Below are 19,307 nucleotides of genomic sequence, written 5' to 3'. Positions count from 1 at the left end.
CCCCCCCCCCCCCCCCCCCCTTCGGGACCAGCTTATTCCGCCTCGGTCGGCTTGCTGTTGAGCTGGATGTAGTTCTCCAGGCCCATCCGCTCGATCATGTCGAACTGGCGCTCCAGCGTGTCGACATGCTCTTCCTCGCTCTCGAGGATCTTCAGGAACAGGTCGCGGCTGACAAAGTCGCGCACGGTTTCGCAATGCTGGATAGCGTCGCGGAGCACGGCGATCGCTTCGACTTCCAGCGCCAGATCGGCGCGGAGCAGCTCTTCTACCGTCTCGCCGATGCGAAGGCGGCCGAGCAGCTGGAAATTGGGTAGCCCGTCGAGGAACAGGATGCGCTCCGACAGCCAGTCGGCATGCTTCATCTCGTCGATCGACTCGTGGCGCTCGAACTGCGCGAGCTTCTGCACGCCCCAGTGATCGAGCATGCGATAGTGCAGCCAATATTGATTGATCGCGGTGAGTTCGTTCTTGAGCACCTCGTTCAGATATTCGAGAACCTTTGCGTCGCCCTTCATGTGCATATCCCTTTTCGTTCGGGCGGCAATCTAGCCGCGAAACGATCGGGACGAAACCGCCGAAGTGATTTCAGGCGGCAGCACGTTCCTCGGCGATGATAGCGCGGGCGAAGGGAACGCACTGGCCGCACTTGGCCTGGCAGCCGAGCGCGCGATAGGCTTGGCAGGCGCTTTGCGCGCCGGATCGCGCCGCTTCCCGTACTTCACGTTCCCGCAGGGCATTGCACACGCAGACGACCATGGAATCCCTCGACTCTCTCGCTGCATAAGACCTAGTGCAACTGCGAGCGATTCGCAAGGCTATTGCGAATGGGTTGCAGGCGGCCGCGGGCGAGACTGCGCCAGAGCCATTCCAATGGGCCATAGCGAAATTGTGCCAGCCAAGGCGCCGACCATGCCAGCAGCATCGCCCAGACGACTGCCACCACCGGATAGAGCTGCCAGCGCGACAACTGGCCGAACCAGCCGAGCCCGTAGCCGTCGAACAGCAGCACGCAGAGCAGGCTCGTGGCGATATAGTTGGAGAAGGCCATTCGGCCGACCGCGGCGATACGGGTGGTCAGCCAGCCGTCGGGCCGGGCGAGCAGCAGGATCAGGCAGGCCCAGCCGAGAATCGCAACCGGGCGCACCAGCTCGGGCAGGGTGACCGCCGCCGTCAGCACCGCGAACAGGCTGAACTGCGCCGCGATGAGCCACACGGATAGCAGTGCATAGACCGGCAGCGCGATCGCCCAGCTCCGTCGCCACCAGCGCAGCAGGCGGGCCCGGGGCCAGTCGCCGGTGAGCAGTCCGCTGCGCAGCGCCGCCATGCCGAACAGCATATAGGCGAGCGTCTGCCAGCCATAGAGACTCAGCATCGCGATCGGCGTGCCGGCATATTCGTCGAACCGGTGTGCGACCACGCCGGCATAGCTGCCCCGATGCACCGCCAGTTCGGCGGCAATCCGGCTTTGCGGCGGTGTGCCGAAGGCGTTGACCAGTGCGGAAGCGGTAGTGTGGGTGCCGGGTGGAAGCAGCGACAGTCGCCAGGCATCGTGCGCCAGCATGGCGAAGACGGCGGTGCTTGCCAGTACCAGCACGCCGCCCAGGCCGAGCAACTGCGGCAGCGGCAGACGGCGCAGCGGGTAGGCGATCATGCCGGCCAGTGCATAATGGGCGAGAATATCCCCGTGCCAGACCAGCCACAGATGCGCGAGGCCGAACACCAGCAGCCAGGCCATCCGGGCATAATGGGCGCGCGCAGGCGCACGCCCCGCTGCCTCCGCCGCGTCGGTCACGATCAGCAGCGAGGCGCCGAACAGGAAGGAGAAAAGCCCGCGCATCCGCCCGTCGAAGAACAGGAAGTTGACCAGCCAGACGATCCGGTCCGCGCCGTGCCAGCCGCCATAGGCGCGCGGATTGAAATAGGCGGCTTCGGGCATGGCGAAGCTGACGATGTTGAGCAGAAGGATGCCGAGCAGGGCGACGCCCCGGACGAGATCGAGGGATAGCAGGCGGGTGGGTGGGGGGCTGTGCACCCGCCGCGCTTAAAGCCAGCTGGCGATCTGATCGAGAGGTTTGCGTTCCAGCGCCGCCGCAGGCACTGCGGCGTCGGCAGCAGGATGGCCGACGACGATCAGCAGGATCGGGCGCTCATGCTCCGGCCGGCGGCACAGCCGATTGAGAAAGCGCGCGGGGGTGGCGGTGTGGACCAGCGTCGCCAGGCCTGCCAGGTGCAGTGCCGAGATCAGCAGACCGCAGGCGATGCCGACGCTCTCGGTGACTTGCGGATTGGGGAACAGATCGGTCTCGCTCGCCCGGGTCTGTCCGAAGGCTACGAGTACCCAGGGCGCGATCTCCAGATACGGCTTGTCCGCTTTCGCGCCAAGGTCGCGCAGCACGCCCTGCCACTCGCTGCCGCCGATGCCGCCGTAGAAATGGCGCTCTTCCTCCTCCACCGCCACGCGCAGCGCGGTCTTGGCGCCGGCGGAGGAGAGCGCGGCGAAATGCCAGGGCTGGCGATTCGCGCCGCTGGGCGCGTTGCCGGCGGCGGCGATGGACGCTTCGATCACGGCACGCGGCACCGGCTTGGACGAGAAACTACGGCAGCTATGGCGGCTCGCCATGCGTTCGCAGAATGCGGCGGCACGGGCCGTCCGCTCATGATCGGGCAGATCGGTTTCGGGTATCCAGGGCCGCATAATCGAGTTCATGACAATGTTGCCAGGCAACCTCGCCGATTACGCGGTGCATGTCCATTCGGTTGTTGTGCGGAAGCGAGCCTAGCCGCCACGGGCGGTCGCAGGCGTCATGGGTGCCAGCTTCATCCCTGCCCAGCCATCCAGTGCGCAGCGGTCGCGTTCGGCCCAGCCCTGCGCCGCGGCGAGGTCCGCGACGACCTGCCCGTCCAAGTCTCCGCCGGTCTGCGCTTCCGGCCATGAGACCCAGCAGAACCCATTGACGGCGAGCAACGCCCGCAGTGCGCCCAGTTCCCGTTCGAGATGGTCGCGCCGGGAGGCGAAGAGATGCGCTGCCTGGATGCCGTCGCTGGCACAGCCGAGTTCTTCCAGGGCTGCCCGTTCGGGCGCGATCGCTGCGCGAATCGCCGGCGGCATGTCGTGAAACCAGACCCGCATGCCGGGCTTGAAGCCCAGCCGCGCCGATATTGGGGTGCTAGAACGCTGTTCCATGGCCGCCCTCCGATACGATCAGTCTACTCCATGCGGCCGATCCGCACCAGCAGCCTTGATCGCGATCAGTCCGCGCGCGGGCAAGCGTCGATGGGCACGTTGCGCAGCGTGACGAGCGTGCCAGGTGCTGCGGGGGCGATGTGCAACTCCGCGCCCATCCCCTGGGCGAGATTGCGGGCAATGCGCAGCCCAAGGCTGTCGGCGCTCGCCAGGTCGAAGGACGTGGGCAGCCCGTGCCCGTCATCGCGGATCGTGAGCGACAGGCGCGCCTCGGCAGCGCAGACAGTCACCAGGATACTGCCCGTCTCGCGCTCGGCAAAGCCATGCTCGACGGCGTTGGCGATGGACTCGGCTATAATCAGCGCCAGCGGGATCGCTCGGTCCGGCGGCAGCATCAGCGCGCTGTTCGCTTCTACCTCGTGCCGGATACCGGGCTTGCCGCTGCTCGCGGCGAGATCCTCGACCAGCGCGGTCACGAAGGCGTCCAGCGCCAGCGGCTCGCCCTTGTTGCCATACAGACGGCGCTGGATGCGACCGATCAGCTGCAGCTTCTCCGCGGCCTCCCCGATTGCGCGCTTGGCCTCGCCATCGACGATCGTGCGCCGCTGAAGCGACAGCATTGCGCCCACCATCTGGAGGTTGTTCGACACGCGGTGCTGTAGTTCCTCGAACAGGATCTCGGTACGCTCGGCCAGGCGTGCGCTACGCTCGCGCTCGGCGGCCAGCCGCCCGTTCGCCACCTGCATCCAGTGGACGAGCAGGATGTCGACCGTCACCACGCCCGCATAAAAGAACAGGGCGACCGGGGTGCCCCGCCCCAGCTCAAAGCTGCGCGCCGGCGGGATGAAATAGTACCAGGCAAGCAGCCCGCACAGGATCGCCGCCGCGATACCAGGCCCGCGCCCGAACAGGAACGAGGCGAGGATCACCGCCGGGAAGAAGGTGAGATACGGGTAGCCCGGCGGAAAGAGCGGATCCAGCACCAGGCGCAGCCACCAGGCGGCGACGCAGAAGCCCAGCGTGATCGCATAGGCCAAGGCTCGCCGTCCCGCGAGTAGTGGCAAGCGCTGCAGCGTGCGATCAAACGATGTCATTGCCACCCGTGAAACCCCGACCCGTCCATGAAGAACACGCGGCTTCCCAACGGGGAAGGGGCCGGGCGGCACTCCTCATCGTTCAGAAACAATGCAGACGCAAGTACCAGCTTATCGTGGCACGATGAGATGCACGATGGTGCCGTGCGGCGTCGCCGGAGCGATGGTCAAGGTGCCGCGCAACGCCTCGGCGCGCTCCCGCATGCCTTGCAGGCCGTAGTGGCCGTGCCGGCCGCCTTGCGCGGCGATCGCAGGCGGAATGCCGCTCCCGGAATCGCGGACCTCGATCGCGATCCCTTCCCGCCCGCTGCGCAGCGCCACCGTTGCAGCAGAGGTGCCGGCATGGCGGCGGACATTCGCCAGCGCTTCCTGTACGATCGCCAATATCTGCTCGAGCTGGGCGGGCTGGTAGCGCAGCAGCGGGCCCTCGCGGGTCACCGATACCGCCAGGCCTTCCTCGGCGAGGCAGCGGGCGAGTTCCTCGATCAGCGGCTGGGGATCGCCAGGTGCGTGGATCTGGCGCAACGCCAGCACCCGGTCGCGCGCTTCGAGCATCACGTCGTCGGCGCGGTCCAGCGCGGAATCCAGCAGGGCCTGTGCCTGCGATCCCGGCTCGGTGGCGTAGGACGCGGCCTGGAAGCGCAACATCAGCCCCTGCATGCTTTGGAGCAGCGTGTCGTGTAGCTCGCGGGCGATCCGTTCGCGCTCGGCGATCTGCGCCTCCGCCCGCGCGCGGCCACGTGCCATCTGCTCGCGCAGTCGCCACGCATAGAGCAGCCAGAGCAGCCCCGCACCGAGGCCGATCGCCAGCACGCGAAACCAGGTGGTTTGGTAGTAGCGTGGTGCGATGGTGAAGTGCACGGTGGTGCCCTCGTCGCTCCATACGCCGTCATTGTTCGCGGCGATCACCTGGAAGCGCCACTCACCCGGACCGAGATTGGCGTAATAGGCCTCTCGCGCGCTGCCCGCGTCGACCCAGTTCCGGTCGACGCCGACCAGCCGGTAGCGGAACCGGACGCGCTCCGCCTCGGCAAGGCTGAGCGCAGTATAGGCGATGCGCAGATTGGCGGTGCCGGCGGGCAGCGCGATCGTGCCGGGCGCAGGATAGACCGTACCGTTCGCGGTGAGGCTGCGGATCACCACCTGCGGCGGCAGCGCGTTGCGGACGATGCGCGCGGGATCGATCCAGCCGAAGCCCAGCGTGTTCGAGACCCACAGCCGCCCGTCGCCGCCGCGCACCGCGGTGGAGCGATGCTCGTCCTGCTGGGCGACCCCGGGCAGCCCGTCGCCGGCACCGAACAGCTGCAGCCGCAGCGGCATGCCGGGCCGGGCGAACGCCGCATCGAGATCGCCTATGGTGGTGCGGATCAGGCCGTGCACGGTGTTGATCCAGACGGTACCGTCGGGCGCCTGGACGATGCCGCTGATCCCGGCCAGGTCCGGCGCGCTGCGGAGGGGCAGCGTCTCGAACCGGTCGCCCACCCGCCGCGCCAGCCCGGTCTCGCCGCCGACCAGCATCCCCGCAGGGCCGAAGGAGAGGAGGTGGATGTGGCCGACCTTGGGCTGCGCGTCCCGCGGCAGCAGGCGAAAGGCGTCGCCGCCCCGGCGCAGCAGCAGGTCGTGCGCGAACAGCCACCCGCCGCCGCCCCGGCCGGAGACCGCATGGGCCGCTTGCGGCTGCGCCAGCGGAGAGGCGATCGGCGCGGGCCGCCACGCGCCGGCGACCAGGCGGAACACCCCGCGATTGGCGATGGTGATCCAGACGGTCCCGCCGGCATCGCGCGACCAGGACGTCACGTCGCCCGGTGGCGGGGGCATGTCGAGCCGCTCCAGCCGATCTCCGCGCAGGCGCAGCACCCTGCCGCGCAGGCCGATGATCAGGTCGCGCCCCTCGGCCTCGATCACGGTGGCATGGCCGGGGACCGTCATCAGCCGCGTGATCGGAGCGCCGGGTCGCACCCGATAGAGCTGCTGGCGGTACAGGGCATAGACGGTGCCGTCGTCGGTGGCGGCGACTTCGAACACGCCCGCGGGTTTCGCGCCGAGCCGCAGCGCGGTCACCGCGCTGACCGGCCGGAGCCGCACCAGCCCGAGATTGGTGCCAATCCAGACGTTCCGCTCGCGATCCTCCAGCAGCGGCACCGCGACCGGGGAGGGGAGGCCCTCCAGCGGCCCGAGCCGGGCGAAGTTCGGCGTAGCGCGATCGAGCCCGCGGACCTGCAGCACCCCGCCGGAGAATACAGACTGCCACAACGTGCCGTCGCGCCCGAAGAGCATCCGGTCCGCCAGCGGCGCGCGAAGGTCGGCGGGGACCGGCGTCGATGCCAGCTCGGGCGTGTCCTTGCCTGCCCCCGAGGTCCAGATCCGTCCGTCCGGGGCCTCGGCCAGGCGGGCGGCCCCGCTGCTCGGTCGCACGGCCGTGAAGCCGGTTGCGCCGGGGCGCCGGACGAGCAGCTGGCGATCGGTGGTCACCCACAGGCTGCCGTCGCGGGCGGCGAGCACGCTGCGCGTCTGGCGCTCGGCCATGCTCTCGCCCAGCGAGACGCGCGTCCAGCCCTTGCCGTCGAAGCGGAACAGGCCGCCTTCCGGCCCGCTTCGCGCGGCCCAGAGCATGCCGTCCCGGCCGCGCGCGAACTGCTCGACGGGCGAGGCGCTGCTCGTCAGGAAGCAGTCGAGTCGCCCATTCTTCCATCGCGCGACCTGGCCGCTGAAGAAGCCGATCCAGATCGCGCCGTCCGGCAGCGCGAGCAGCGCGGTGATGTTGTTCGAGGGGAAGCTGCCGACCCTGGGCAGCATCCGCTCGAAATTGATCCCGTCGAAGCGATAGAGGCCGGCGCCGGTGCCGAGCAGCAGATAGCCCTCCGCGGACTGGGCGAGCGCCCAGATTTCCGGCGGCGCGCCGTCGACGAGGTTCCACACGCGCAGATTGTAGCCGGCCAAGCCCTGGTTGGCCGCGGGAGCCGCCTGCGCCGCGCCAGGCGCCGCGGCGAGCAGCGACGCGGCGAGCAGCATCCACCGGGCCGTCCGTTTCCGCATCCGCTTCCGCATCCTGTTCCCTGTCCGGCCGCGCCGGGCCGTGCGCCCGCTGCGATACGCGCCCACCGAATCCGCATTGCACAGCTTCGCGCTCGGATATAGCCTCGGCGAACTTGGAATCGGGATGCCTCGCCATGACGCTTGCGACGACCCCGCTCGAACGATTTTCGGTGATAAGCACGGGCAGCGGCCCGGCCCGTGCGCTTTCGGCGCTGTTCGGGGCGCAGCTGTGCACCGATGCGCATCTCGATTATTCGGAAGCGACGCTGCGGCAGCGCAGCCTGTGGGCGGCGAAGCTCGATTCGGCCATCCTCCATGCCGAGCGGCCGGTGCTGCTGGTGGCGAACGGCGCGAGCTGCTTCGCGGCGACCTGGTGGGCCCGGCTCTCGCCGCGCGACTATATCAACCGGGTTGCCGCTGCGCTGCTGATCGATCCGATCGCGGGCGAGGGCGACGCCCAGCACTTCGCTTCGCCCCGGACGCGACTGCCCTTCCCTTCGCTGCTGCTGAGCGGCGAGACGCCCGACGCGGCGGTGGCCGAACGGGTGCAGGCGCTGGCGACCGGCTGGGGCAGCGCGGTTGGCGGCCTGCCGCAACTGCCGCATGCCCGCCGCAGCGGCAGCCACTGGCACGGCGCGCGCGATCTGGTGCTGCGGATGACCGCGAGCATCGTAGAGCGCCGCGCCCAGACCGCCGACGCGCTCGCCGCAGTGCTTTCCCCCGCCGAAGACTGAACGGTTCCGGTTCGGTGAAGGAAGATCCGGAAGCTGGCAGGTAATGCAGTTGGCTCCGGCCGCGTAATCCCAAACTCCAGCGAAGGCTGACTGAACCCACCGCCGCCTCTACGACGGCGGATGAGTGTGCTTGCGTTCCCGTTCGAACCCACATAAATTTGTTATTAGATATAGCAATAATGTCGAGTTCCGGGAGAGCGCAATGCCTGACGATCCGCAGCGGCTGATCGACGAATCGCCGATGTCGCGTTTCCAGTGGTGGGTCGTCGCCATCCTGGTCGGGCTCAACGCGCTCGACGGGTTCGACGTGCTGTCGATCAGCTTTGCCTCACCGGGCATTTCCGCGGCCTGGGGCGTGGACCGCACCGTGCTCGGCATCGTGCTGTCGATGGAACTGATCGGCATGGCGGCAGGATCGCTGATACTCGGCGGGCTGGCGGACCAGGTCGGGCGACGGACGGTGATGCTCGGGTGCCTGGTGTTGATGGCAGCGGGCATGTTCAGCGCCTCGGCATCCTGGGACGTGACCAGCCTGTCGCTCTGCCGGGTGGTGACCGGGCTTGGCGTGGGCGGCATGCTGGCGGCAACCAACGCGGCGGCGGCCGAAACGGGCAATGCCGCGCGGCGCAGCTTCGCGGTATCGCTGATGGCCGGCGGCTATCCGGTGGGGGCGATCATCGGCGGCTCGATCTGCGCGGTGCTGCTGCGGCACCATGGCTGGCCGATCGTCTTCCAGTTCGGCGGCGTGGTGACCCTGCTGTTCATCCCGCTGGTGCTGTGGCGGGTGCCGGAGACCGTGGCCTTCCTCGCCGACCGGCGGCCGGACGGCGCGCTCGCGCGGATCAACCATGCCCTCGCGCGCATGGGCAAGCCGGCGATCGCCGCGCTCGCCCCGCGGCGGGCCGATCGGCCGCGCATCCCGCTTTCCCGGCTGTTCGAACGGACCCTGCGCCTGCCGACCGTGCTGCTGACGCTGGCCTATCTGGGGCACATCATGACCTTCTACTTCATCCTGAAGTGGATCCCGAAGATCGTCGTGGACATGGGCTTTCCGGCATCCTCGGCGGCGTCGGTACTGGTCTGGGCGAATGTCGGCGGGGTTTGCGGATCGGTGATGTTCGCCGTGCTGGCGACGCGGCTGCGGCTGTTGCCGCTGGCGGGCAGCGTGATGCTGGTCGCGGCGATCGCGGTGATCCTGTTCGGCCAGGGGCAGAAGGATCTGGCGCAGCTGTCGCTGGTCGCGGCGGCGACGGGGGCGTTCACCAATGCCGGGGTCGTCGCGCTCTATGCGCTGGTCGCGCGCTGCTTCCCGGCGGATGTCCGGGCGAGCGCGACCGGCTTCATCATCGGCATCGGCCGCGGCGGCTCGGCGCTCGCCCCGGCCTGCGCCGGATTGCTGTTCGGGCTCGGCTATGCCCTGCCGGGCGTCGCGCTGGTGATGAGCGCGGGATCGCTGGTGGCGGGCGCCGCCATCTTCCTGCTCGCCGCGCGGCAGCGGGGTGCCGCCGAGCGCGCCTAGCGGCGCTCGACGATCTCGATCGCGCGCTGCACGGCGGCGTCGATCGACAGGAAGCTGGTGTCCAGCGTAACCGCGTCGGTCGCCTGGGTCAGCGGCGCCTCGCTGCGCCGCGAGTCGCGGTCGTCGCGGGCGCGGATGTCGGCCAGCACCTTGTCGAGGCTGACATTCTGCCCCGCCTTGCGCAGCTCCAGGTGGCGGCGCTGGGCGCGGATCATCGGCGTCGCCTTCACGAACAGCTTCACATCGGCCTGGGGAGCGATGACCGTGCCGATGTCGCGGCCGTCGAGCACCGCGCCGCCGGCCTGCTGGGCGAACTTCTTCTGGCGCTGGAGCAGGGCGGCACGCACCAGGGGGTGGGCCGAGACGATCGACGCGACCTGGCCCACCGCATCGGTGCGGAGCTCCGGATCGGCGAGCAGGGCATCGTCAAAGCCGCTGGCTGCAACCGCATCGGCTTCCCGGGCGGGGTCGAGCCCCTCTCGCAGGACGGAGGCGGCGACCGCTCGATAGAGCAGGCCGGTATCGAGATGGGGCAGGCCATAATGGCGGGCGAGCGCGCGGGCGATCGTGCCCTTGCCCGAAGCCGCGGGTCCGTCGACAGCGATGATCATCCGGCCAGTTCGCGGTGTGGATGCCGTCCGTCAAGTATTTCTCGACGGGCGGGGGCGGCGGCCTTGCGGCACCGTCGCAGCGCGCGGCCGGACCTGCACCCGCTCCGATCGGATCCGGGCGGTCGGCGCGCGGCGAACCCCGGCGAGCGCACGGCCTCGGCCGGTTCGCGCGATCGCCGGAGCCTCACTCAATCCGCCATTGGCTGCATCGCGGCACCCTGGAGGCGTTGCGCGCCCAGGGCGCCGGCCGCCGCCAGGGTCTGGTTCTGCCGGATCAGCAGCGCCGTTATGTCCGTGCCCGCAGGATAGAGTGTTGTGGCAGCGTCCCCGGTCCAGCCGTGGCTGATATCATAGGTGACCGACGCGGAATCGGCGCCCGGGGCCGACATGTCGATCAACAGTGACGGCGCCAGCAGCCGGTGAGTCACGCTCCCCACGTTCCGGGACGCCGCCTCGAACGCCAGCAACACCGTGTTCGCCGGCTGGAAAAGATTGAGATTCCAGCCCAGCAGGGGCGCGGCGCACAAGGGGGCGGATCCTCCCGACGAGGCTTGCGAAATGCCGCAGGTGAATTGTTCGCCGGTCTCGTTCGCGATGCCGATCGCACCCGGCGTGCCCGACGGCTGGACCGTGCCGCTACCCGTGCTGCCCGTTACCTGCAGCGTCGAGCCCGGACTGATGTCGTAGCTGGACGAAGCGGTAATCGTCGCACCGTCCGGCAACGCGGTCTGCAGCGACACATAGGCCGCATATTCGTTCGCCCACTCGATCCGGGTGGCCATGCCGAACGTCTGGGATCGGAACCACAGGGTCGGACAAGCCGAGGCGATACTGGAGTTGACGCCGCGAAATGCGTACAGACTATAGCCGTTCTGGACCAGCGCCTGGACCGTATCCGGCGTCAGGCTAATGGAGATGGACTGGGTCGACATAAAGTTCTCCTGTCAATCGGCATCGATTCTGGATGCGACCCAGCAAGAATTTTTATGGGCATCTCGCCTTCGCCTGCGCTTTATCAGGGGCGCAGGTGAAGGCGGAGTTGCAGGCCAGATCTGTTAAAGATCTCGCAAGGTAAAGTCGAAACAAAAATGAGCCGGCGGGGGTGCTCTGCCTGGCGCTTGCGGTTCCTGTACGTGTCAGGCCTTGGTAAGCGATTCCAGCGTCGGGAAGAAATTGGGATAGCTGGTCGCCACCGGTGCCACGTCGTCGATGGCGATGGGCTGCGCGGCGGCAAGCGCGGCGACGGTCATGCTCATCGCGATCCGGTGGTCGAGCCGGGTCGCGACCGTGCCCCCGCCGGCGAGCGGCGCGCCGCCCGAGCCCTGGATGGCGAGGCCGTCCTCAAACTCCTCGGTCACCACGCCGCAGGCTTCCAGCGCGGTGCGCATCGTGCTGATCCGGTCCGATTCCTTGACGCGCAGCTCGTGCGCGCCGCGCGCGACGGTGCGGCCCTCGGCCAGTGCGGCGGCCACGAACAGCACCGGATACTCGTCGATCATGCTCGGGGCGAGATCGGCGGGCACCTCGATCGCCTTCAGGGCTGCATGGCGGACGACGAGATCGGCCACCGGCTCGCCGCCGACGGTGCGGGCGTTGGTCTCGGCGATGTCCGCCCCCATCAGCCGCAGCGCGGTGATCAGGCCGGTCCGCGTCGGGTTCATGCACACATTGGCGATGGTGATTTCGGAGCCGGGCACGATCGACGCCGCCACCATCCAGAAGCCGGCCGAGGAGGGATCACCCGGCACGACGATGTGCTGGGGCTTGAGCTCGGCCTCGCCGGTGACCGAGATGATCTTGCCCTCGGGCGAGTCCTCCACGGTCAGTTCGGCGCCGAAGCCGCGCAGCATCCGCTCGCTATGGTCGCGGGTGGGAACGGGCTCGATCACGCGGGTGATGCCGGGCGTGTTGAGCCCGGCGAGCAGGATCGCCGACTTCACCTGCGCCGAGGCGACGGGCAGGGTATATGCGATCGGCACCGCCGGGCACATGCCGCGGAGCATCAGCGGCAGACGACCGCCGGGGCTGGCGGTGATCTCGGCGCCCATCTGGCTCAAAGGCTCGATCACCCGGCCCATCGGGCGGCCGGAGAGCGAGGCATCGCCAGTGAAGGTGGCGGTGATGCCATGGGAGGCGACCAGCCCCATCAGCAGGCGGGTGGAGGTGCCGCTATTGCCCATGTCGAGCGCCTGGGCCGGCTGTTGCAGCCCGCCGACGCCGACGCCGTGGACGCGCCAGATGCCGTCTTCACCGCGTTCCACCTCGGCGCCCATCGCCCGCATCGCGGCGGCGGTGGCGAGCACGTCCTCGCCCTCCAGCAGCCCCTCGATCCGGCTTTCGCCGACCGCGAGTGCGGAAAACATGATCGCGCGGTGGCTGATCGACTTGTCGCCGGGGACGGTGACGGTGCCGCGCAGCGGACCGCGGGCGGCGAGGGTGAGAGGGCGGGGATCGGTGTTCGACATGGGCGCGGCTTTGACAGGCGGCTTGCGGCATGGCAAGGCGCGCCCCACTTTCCGGGATCACATCCCGAAATCTCCGAACACAGCGAAAGGCGAAGAGGCAACACATGGTGAAGCCGGAATGGGGCACCAAGCGCAGCTGCCCGAAGTGCGGTACGCGCTTCTATGATCTGACCAAGGACGAGCCGGTCACCTGCATCAACTGCGGCTATGCCTGGGAGCCCGAGCCGATCCTGAAATCGAAGCAGCCGCTGCCGTTCGAGGCGGTGAAGGCCAATGCCGACAAGCCGGAAGCCGAGGACTCGGATCTGGTGGGCGATGACGATCTGGACATCGGTGCGGACGACGAGGAGCCCTCGCCGGACGACGACGTCGATCTGGGCGGCGACGACGACCTGGGCGTCGAGACCGTCAGCGACGACGACGAGCAGTAAATTCGAAAAAAGTTGGCAAGCGCGAAAAAGGCGCTTGCCAACCCGGCGAGGCCCTTATAGAGGGGCCGCCTTCCCGGGGAATGGGGCCGTAGCTCAGCTGGGAGAGCGTCGCAATGGCATTGCGAAGGTCAGGGGTTCGATCCCCCTCGGCTCCACCATTTCCCCCCTCCACGACATCGTCGGCAGCGATCCTTGTCTGAGGGCTGGAAGGGCGATCTTGCCCCCATTCGCGCCCTATCGTTCGATCCGGCACAGAACCCTCCGCATCGCGCGCCGCCCCCTCCACACGCGGGGGCCCCCCTATACCTCCGTTCGATTTCGCGGCCGTAACGCTGCTGCCATCACCGGTGCGTCCAAGCGGGCGTGTCGGACGCGCCCGATGCGAAGTGCAAGGGAGCGTGGGGATGAACGGATTGGAAGACAGGGCAGGCGTCACGCGCCGCGAGCTGCTCGAGGGTGCGCTCGCGCTAGGCGCCGTCGCGGCGGTCGGACCCGCCGCCCAAGCTGCGGCGCCGGACCGCACGGCGCGTGGAGACGCGAGCATGGCGACGATCACCGTCAAGGACGGCACCACCATCTTCTACAAGGACTGGGGCCCCAAGACCGCCCAGCCGATCGTCTTCCACCATGGCTGGCCGCTCTCGTCGGACGACTGGGACGCGCAGATGCTGTACTTCCTGCAGCAGGGCTTCCGGGTGATTGCGCACGATCGTCGCGGCCATGGCCGCTCGACCCAGACGGACACCGGCAACGACATGGCGACCTATGCCGCGGACGTGGTGGAACTGGCCGAGGCGCTGGACCTGAAGAACGCCGTGCATATCGGCCATTCGACCGGCGGGGGCGAAGTCGCAGCTTATGTTGCACGTGCGAAGCCGGGGCGCGTCGCCAAGGCGGTGCTGGTCGGCGCGATTCCTCCGCTGATGCTGAAGACGGCGGCCAATCCCGGCGGAACGCCGATGGAAGTGTTCGACGGGTTCCGCGCCGCGCTGGCCGCCAATCGCGCCCAATTCTATCTCGATGTGCCGACCGGACCGTTTTACGGCTTCAACCGCCCGGGAGCGAAGGTCTCGCAGGGGACGATCCAGAACTGGTGGCGCCAAGGCATGATGGGCGGGGCAAAGGCCCAGTATGACTGCATCAAGGCGTTCTCGGAAACCGACCAGACCGAGGATCTCAAGCGGATCCAGGTGCCGGTGCTGTTCCTGCATGGCGATGACGACCAGGTCGTGCCGATCACCGACTCCGCGATGCGCGCGGTAAAGCTGGTCAAGAAGGGCGAGCTGAAGGTCTACAAAGGCTATCCGCACGGCATGCTCACCACCCATGCCGACACAATCAACCCGGATCTGCTTGCTTTCATTCGCAAGTAATCCGTGCCGGCGCGTCTTGCGCGGTGCAACACGCGTCGGCCCTTCAAGACCGATGTCATTGAACAGTAACAATCGTCACGAAACTTTGAAAAATTTCTTCTGTCCCCGTTTGCGCTCTGGCGCCCTCTACACGGTCGAGCCGCGCATGCCGCGCGGTACATGCACGACCGCATTCCAGGGGGAAACCGAAGATCATGTTGAACAAGCGCACCCTTTGGCTGGTGACGACGGCGCTCGGCTGTGTCGCGCAGCCCGCGCTCGCCCAGGACCAGCAGGCCGCCGCCGACGCACCGCAGGACATCGTCGTCACCGGCTATCGTGCGAGCCTGGAACAGGCCCGCGAGCTCAAGCGCAAATCGACCATCATCCAGGACTCGATCGCCGCCGACGACATCGCCGCGTTTCCCGACCTCAACCTTGCCGAGGCGATCCAGCGCCTGCCGGGCGTGGCGATCAACCGCGAAGCCGGCGAAGGCCGCCGCATCAGCCTGCGCGGCCTGGGCCCCGATTTCACCCGCGTGCAGCTGAACGGCATGGAAGTGCTGGGCAATGTCGATTCGCCGCAGGACAGCCGCGGCCAGAACTCGCGCGACCGCGCCTTCGACTTCAACCTGTTCGCCGCCGAGCTGTTCAACCGGGTCGACGTCGAGAAATCCTACCAGGCCTCGCAGACCGAGGGCGGCCTCGCCGGCACGGTCGGCCTGCACACCGCGCGCCCGTTCGACTATAAGGGCACCAAGGCGGTGGTCTCGGCGCAGCTCGGCACCAATTCGCTGACCAAGGACGCGCAGCCGCGCTTCACCGGCCTGCTTTCGAAGAACTGGGGCGACTTCGGCATCCTCGTCTCGGGTGCCTACAGCCACCGCGACACGCGGGAAGAGGGCATCAACACCTATCGCTGGCGTCGCAACCGGGCCAATGGCAGCGACCTCTCCGCGCTGACCGCCGCCGAGCAGGCCAAGATCAACTCCGGCGAACTGCGCTTCGCCCGCGGCAACCGCCTTTCGGTTTGGGACAGCACGCAGGACCGGCTGGGCCTGACCGCGGCGATCCAGTGGAAGCCGAGCGACAAGATCAACCTCGCGCTCGACGGCCTGTACGGCACGTTCAAGGGCAAGCGCTTCGAGACGCACCTCGCCTCGCGCGGTGGCGGCGGATCGACCTGGCTTGGCGGGGGGCAGACCTTCGCGGGCGTGACCTACAGGAACTCCAAGGTCAACGCGATCCACTGGAACGACCAGAACGAGGTCGATTATCTCGACGTGTCGGGCGCCAACACCGCGACCGAGACCCGCAACCAGCAGACCAAGAACGTGTTCAAGGAGCTGGTGTTCAGCGGCGATGCCGAGCTGGCCGAAGGACTGACAATGCGCTTTCTGGGCGGCGTCGAGCGTTCCAGCTTCGACGTGCCGGTCAGCGACAAGTTCTACCTGGAAGGCTATGGCGACGTCATCTCCGACTATCGCGGGGGCACCTATTCGCTGAAGAACACCTACAAGTGGAACGTCGCCGACCCGAAGAACTGGCATGCCCGCGAAATCGACATGGTTGCCAACTTCCAGGAATCGGCGTTCGACACCGGCAAGCTGAGCTTCGACTATGCGCTGACCCCCAACGATACGCTGGTGTTCGGCGGCGAATGGCGCCGGTTCAAGAACGGCGGCTATTCACGGATCGCCGACGACGTGCTGCTGCCGCAATTCCGCGCCGGCACGGTGAGTTCCAACATCGCCAACTATGCGCAGGTCTATACCGGCTATAGCGGGCAGGACTGGGTGGTCGTCGATTACGACAAGGCGCTGGCGCAACTGAACGTCAGCCGCGAGGCGAACCTCTCCGCGCCGCAGAGCGTCTATGCGGTGGAAGAGCGCACCAAGGCGGCGTTCGCGCAGTATCAGTGGGATCACCTGCTGGGCGCGATGCCGTTCCGCGGCAATATCGGCCTGCGCTATTATCGCACCAACGTGATCTCGACGGGCATCGCCTCGTTCGGATCGCGGGCGGCGTCCGGCGCCGCCGAGGCGCGGATCGAGCGCAGCTATGACGGCGTGCTGCCGGCCGCCAACCTGATCTTCGAGGTGGAAAAGGGGATGCTCGTCCGCTTCTCGGCGGGGCAGAACATCAACCGGCCGGGGCTCAGCTCGCTCGCGGCCAACGGCTCGGTCACGCTCGGCGACAACAACGAGTACAGCGTCTCGGTCGGCAATCCGAACCTGAAGCCGTACAAGTCGACCGATCTCAACCTGTCACTGGAATATTATTTCGGCAAGGTCGGCTTCATCGCGGTCGGCCCGTTCTTCAAGCATCTCGACGGCTTCATCGCGACCAAGACCGTCAACGACGTCCGGTACAGCGAGACCGGGCTGCCGACGACCCTGTCGCCGGGCCTCACGGCGAATACGAACATCACCAGCTTCTCGCGTCCGATCAACCTGGGCGGCACCGATCTGGTGGGGATCGAACTGGCCGGCCAGGCCGATTTCGCCTTCCTGCCCGCGCCGTTCGATCGCTTCGGCGCGGCGGGCAATTTCAGCTATCTCGACTCGAAGTACGACTACACCACCATCTATGGTCCGGACGCGATCCGCACCACGCTGGAGGGGCTGAGCCACGTCAACGCGAACCTGACCCTGTATTATCAGGACCGCAAGTTCGACGCCCGCGTCTCCGCCAACTATCGCAGCGGCTACGTCTACAGCGCCGCGCCGGTGTCGACGAGCCTCGGCAAGGATCAGGATCTGACCGGCTATGCGGCGACCACCTATGTGGATGCCTCGGCGCACTACAGCCTGACGGACAAGATCCAGCTGACCTTCGATGCGATCAACCTGACCAACCAGCGCGAGAAGCAGTATTCGGACAGCAGCCAGCGCCTCTACGTCGTCACCCGCGCGGGTACGACGGTGATGGGCGGCGTGCGCATCTCGTTCTGAACCTGCACCCCGGGGGCGGCTGCGATGCCGCTTCCCCCGGGGACCAAGGTCAAGATTCTGTCACGATGCCCTGATAGCCGCCGGACCGGAGGCAAGGGTCTGCGCGGGCGTGGGGCATCGTACCGGTGGGTTTCTGGGGCGGCACTGATCCTTGGATCGCTGTCGCCCGTCGCCGCGTCGTGCCAGACGCGCGCGGCGACGGAGGCTCGGAGCATCCGTTTCGACGTGCCCGCCGGCCCGCTGGCCGAGGTGCTGCGCGCGCTGTCCCGTCAGGCGGGTGTCGAGATCCTCACGGCACAGCCTGGCGCGATCCGGGTGGCCCGGCCGGTTCGCGGCCGGATGACGATCGAGCAGGCGATCGCACGCGCGCTGGCCGGGCTGCCGCTGGTCGCGCGTCCCGCCGCGGGCGGATGGGTGGTGGTGCCGGGGCCGGTGATGCGCGGGCCTGTATCCACTCCATCGCCCACGCCCGAGCCGGCGCTGGTCGTCGTGACCGGCTATGGCGAGGCGGTACGCCAGTCGGTCATCCTCAAGCGCCGCGCCGTCGGCGTCCGCGAGGTGACGCGTGCGCAGGACATTGCCGACTTCCCCGATCGCAACGTCGCCGATGCGCTTCAGCGGCTGCCGGGCGTGGCGGTCAGCCGGGACAATGGCGAGGGGCGGCAGATCGCGCTGCGCGGCCTGGGGCCGCTCTTCACGCGCACGACCCTGAACGGTGTCGATGCGCTTGCTACCACCGCATCGGGCTTCGACAATCGCGGATCGGTCAGTCGCAATCGCCGCTTCGACTATTCGGTGTTCGAGGCGAGCCTTCTCTCCCAGGCGGTGGTGGAGAAGAACTGGGCGGCCGACGTCGATATCGGCGGGATCGGCGGCACCATCGCGCTGCAGACGGTGCGGCCGTTCGACCGGCCGGGCGACGAGACGCTGGTGTCGCTCCGCGCTCGCTCCGGCGGCAACGGCATGGCGACCACCCCGCAGGCGGCGGTGGAGATATCCCGCCGCAACGCGCGGTGGGGCGTGTTGCTGGGCGCGGCGTTCAGCCGCAACCAGGTAGCGGAGTTCGGCTATCGCAACTGGGACTGGGCGCCGATCACCTTCGGTGCGGCCAATCTCGGCCCGGGCATCCCGGCATGGCAGCGTGCCCGGCTGGTCGACGGGGCCGCGCGCCCGGTCTTTGGCCCGCGCGCTTCGACCTATTCGAGCTGGATCAACCGCTTCGATCGTCTCAACCTCGTCACGGCGATCCAGCATGCGGGCGAGGACGGGCTCGATCTCACCGTCGAATGGGTGCATGCCGCGCTCACCAACCACCGCCACGAGATGTCGCTCGCCGCGGCAGGTGACAATGGCCTCACGGGCACCATCACCGGCACCCAGCGGCTGCTGTCCGCGACGATCGTCGGCGATACGCTGACCAGCGCGCGCTATTCCGGCGTCGATCTGCGAACCGAGGCGAAGCGCACGGTCGACCGCACCCGGTTCGACCAGGCGGGATTGTCGCTGCGTCGCCCGATCGGCAACGCGACGGTGGTGCAACTCACCGCCGGGTTCAACCGATCGGCCTTTCGGGGCCCCGTGTTCGACAAGGTGTTCCTGCAGGCGCGCAACCAGGGGTTCGAGACGATTTCCACCGGCGAGGGGCTGGGCAATAGCTACGGCTTTGATCCGGCCGATCCTGCGGCATGGCGGCTGATGCGTGCCGATGCGCGCGACGACGCGATCGACAACAGCAATGTGCAGGCGCGGCTGGCGCTCGATCGCACGCTGGGGGACGGGCTGGTGCTGCGGGCCGGGGGCAGCTGGCACCGCTTCGTCAACAGCGGCTATCAGCGGCGCACCCGGGTCGACTATCCGCGCGGCGGCCCCGCGGTCACGCTGGGGTTCGATCGGCCGACGCTTGCGCCCTATGTCGTGGCCGATGTGG

At 68.1% G+C, this 19,307-nt stretch carries 16 protein-coding genes and 1 tRNA gene; 7 read left to right on the top strand and 10 right to left on the bottom strand.

Annotation, left to right across the window (positions count from 1 at the left end):
* Window positions 1-32: 32 nt before the first annotated feature.
* The 7 genes from bfr to KK7_RS0115265 form a co-directional block, all read right to left on the bottom strand.
* Window positions 33-515, bottom strand: coding sequence for a bacterioferritin (gene bfr / locus KK7_RS0115290; RefSeq protein ID WP_010545523.1), 483 nt, complete (start codon window positions 513-515; stop codon window positions 33-35).
* Window positions 516-585: 70 nt separating this feature from the next.
* Window positions 586-756 carry a (2Fe-2S)-binding protein gene (locus KK7_RS22000; protein ID WP_010545522.1) on the bottom strand — a complete coding sequence of 57 codons (171 nt, stop codon included), beginning with the start codon at window positions 754-756 and terminating at the stop codon, window positions 586-588.
* Between the two features lie 31 nt (window positions 757-787).
* Window positions 788-2,032: a DUF418 domain-containing protein gene (locus tag KK7_RS0115285; protein WP_010545521.1), complete on the bottom strand. Its 1,245-nt coding sequence runs from the start codon at window positions 2,030-2,032 to the stop codon at window positions 788-790.
* A gap of 9 nt (window positions 2,033-2,041) precedes the next feature.
* Entirely contained in the window at window positions 2,042-2,707 is a 666-nt protein-coding gene (locus KK7_RS0115280) for a nitroreductase family protein (protein WP_010545520.1), read from the bottom strand.
* Window positions 2,708-2,776: 69 nt separating this feature from the next.
* Window positions 2,777-3,184, bottom strand: coding sequence for a hypothetical protein (locus tag KK7_RS0115275; protein WP_010545519.1), 408 nt, complete (start codon window positions 3,182-3,184; stop codon window positions 2,777-2,779).
* A 65-nt stretch (window positions 3,185-3,249) separates the two neighbouring features.
* Window positions 3,250-4,278, bottom strand: a complete 1,029-nt coding sequence (locus tag KK7_RS0115270; protein WP_029623331.1) for a sensor histidine kinase — start codon at window positions 4,276-4,278, stop codon at window positions 3,250-3,252.
* A 111-nt stretch (window positions 4,279-4,389) separates the two neighbouring features.
* A complete protein-coding gene (locus tag KK7_RS0115265) occupies window positions 4,390-7,314 on the bottom strand; it encodes a sensor histidine kinase (protein WP_158000022.1) in 2,925 nt (974 codons plus the stop codon).
* Between the two features lie 134 nt (window positions 7,315-7,448).
* On the opposite strand from KK7_RS0115265, the gene KK7_RS21620 reads away from it, so the two are divergent.
* Together KK7_RS21620 and KK7_RS0115255 are read left to right on the top strand one after the other, a co-directional pair.
* Window positions 7,449-8,048: an alpha/beta hydrolase gene (locus KK7_RS21620; RefSeq protein ID WP_010545516.1), complete on the top strand. Its 600-nt coding sequence runs from the start codon at window positions 7,449-7,451 to the stop codon at window positions 8,046-8,048.
* Window positions 8,049-8,250: 202 nt separating this feature from the next.
* Window positions 8,251-9,567, top strand: coding sequence for an MFS transporter (locus KK7_RS0115255; protein ID WP_010545515.1), 1,317 nt, complete (start codon window positions 8,251-8,253; stop codon window positions 9,565-9,567).
* Here KK7_RS0115255 and cmk read toward each other — a convergent pair.
* The 3 genes from cmk to aroA form a co-directional block, all read right to left on the bottom strand.
* Window positions 9,564-10,178 (bottom strand): (d)CMP kinase, encoded by a 615-nt coding sequence (cmk, locus tag KK7_RS0115250; RefSeq protein WP_010545514.1) that lies wholly within the window; start codon window positions 10,176-10,178, stop codon window positions 9,564-9,566. The genes KK7_RS0115255 and cmk overlap by 4 nt on opposite strands.
* A 188-nt stretch (window positions 10,179-10,366) precedes the next feature.
* On the bottom strand, window positions 10,367-11,110 hold the full coding sequence (locus KK7_RS0115245; protein ID WP_010545513.1) for a hypothetical protein: 744 nt from the start codon (window positions 11,108-11,110) through the stop codon (window positions 10,367-10,369).
* Between the two features lie 204 nt (window positions 11,111-11,314).
* Window positions 11,315-12,643: a 3-phosphoshikimate 1-carboxyvinyltransferase gene (aroA, locus tag KK7_RS0115240; protein ID WP_010545512.1), complete on the bottom strand. Its 1,329-nt coding sequence runs from the start codon at window positions 12,641-12,643 to the stop codon at window positions 11,315-11,317.
* A 104-nt stretch (window positions 12,644-12,747) separates the two neighbouring features.
* Between aroA and KK7_RS0115235 the strand changes: the two genes are divergently transcribed.
* From KK7_RS0115235 to KK7_RS20900, 5 genes are all read left to right on the top strand, one after another.
* The gene (locus KK7_RS0115235; RefSeq protein WP_010545511.1) at window positions 12,748-13,074 is read left to right on the top strand and encodes a TIGR02300 family protein; all 327 of its coding nucleotides are present in this window, start codon (window positions 12,748-12,750) and stop codon (window positions 13,072-13,074) included.
* Window positions 13,075-13,156: 82 nt separating this feature from the next.
* A tRNA-Ala gene (locus KK7_RS0115230) sits at window positions 13,157-13,232 on the top strand.
* Window positions 13,233-13,616: 384 nt separating this feature from the next.
* Window positions 13,617-14,447, top strand: coding sequence for an alpha/beta fold hydrolase (locus KK7_RS0115225; RefSeq protein WP_010545510.1), 831 nt, complete (start codon window positions 13,617-13,619; stop codon window positions 14,445-14,447).
* A gap of 194 nt (window positions 14,448-14,641) precedes the next feature.
* Window positions 14,642-17,380 carry a TonB-dependent receptor gene (locus KK7_RS0115220; RefSeq protein ID WP_010545509.1) on the top strand — a complete coding sequence of 913 codons (2,739 nt, stop codon included), beginning with the start codon at window positions 14,642-14,644 and terminating at the stop codon, window positions 17,378-17,380.
* 225 nt (window positions 17,381-17,605) lie between these two features.
* Window positions 17,606-19,307 (top strand): TonB-dependent receptor plug domain-containing protein (locus tag KK7_RS20900; protein WP_010545508.1); only part of this gene is annotated, 1,702 nt, incomplete at its 3' end.

The organism is Sphingomonas elodea ATCC 31461 (genome assembly GCF_000226955.1).
GTDB lineage: Bacteria > Pseudomonadota > Alphaproteobacteria > Sphingomonadales > Sphingomonadaceae > Sphingomonas > Sphingomonas elodea.
Note: the sequence above shows the minus strand (reverse complement) of the source record. Positions and strands in the feature narration are given on the sequence as shown.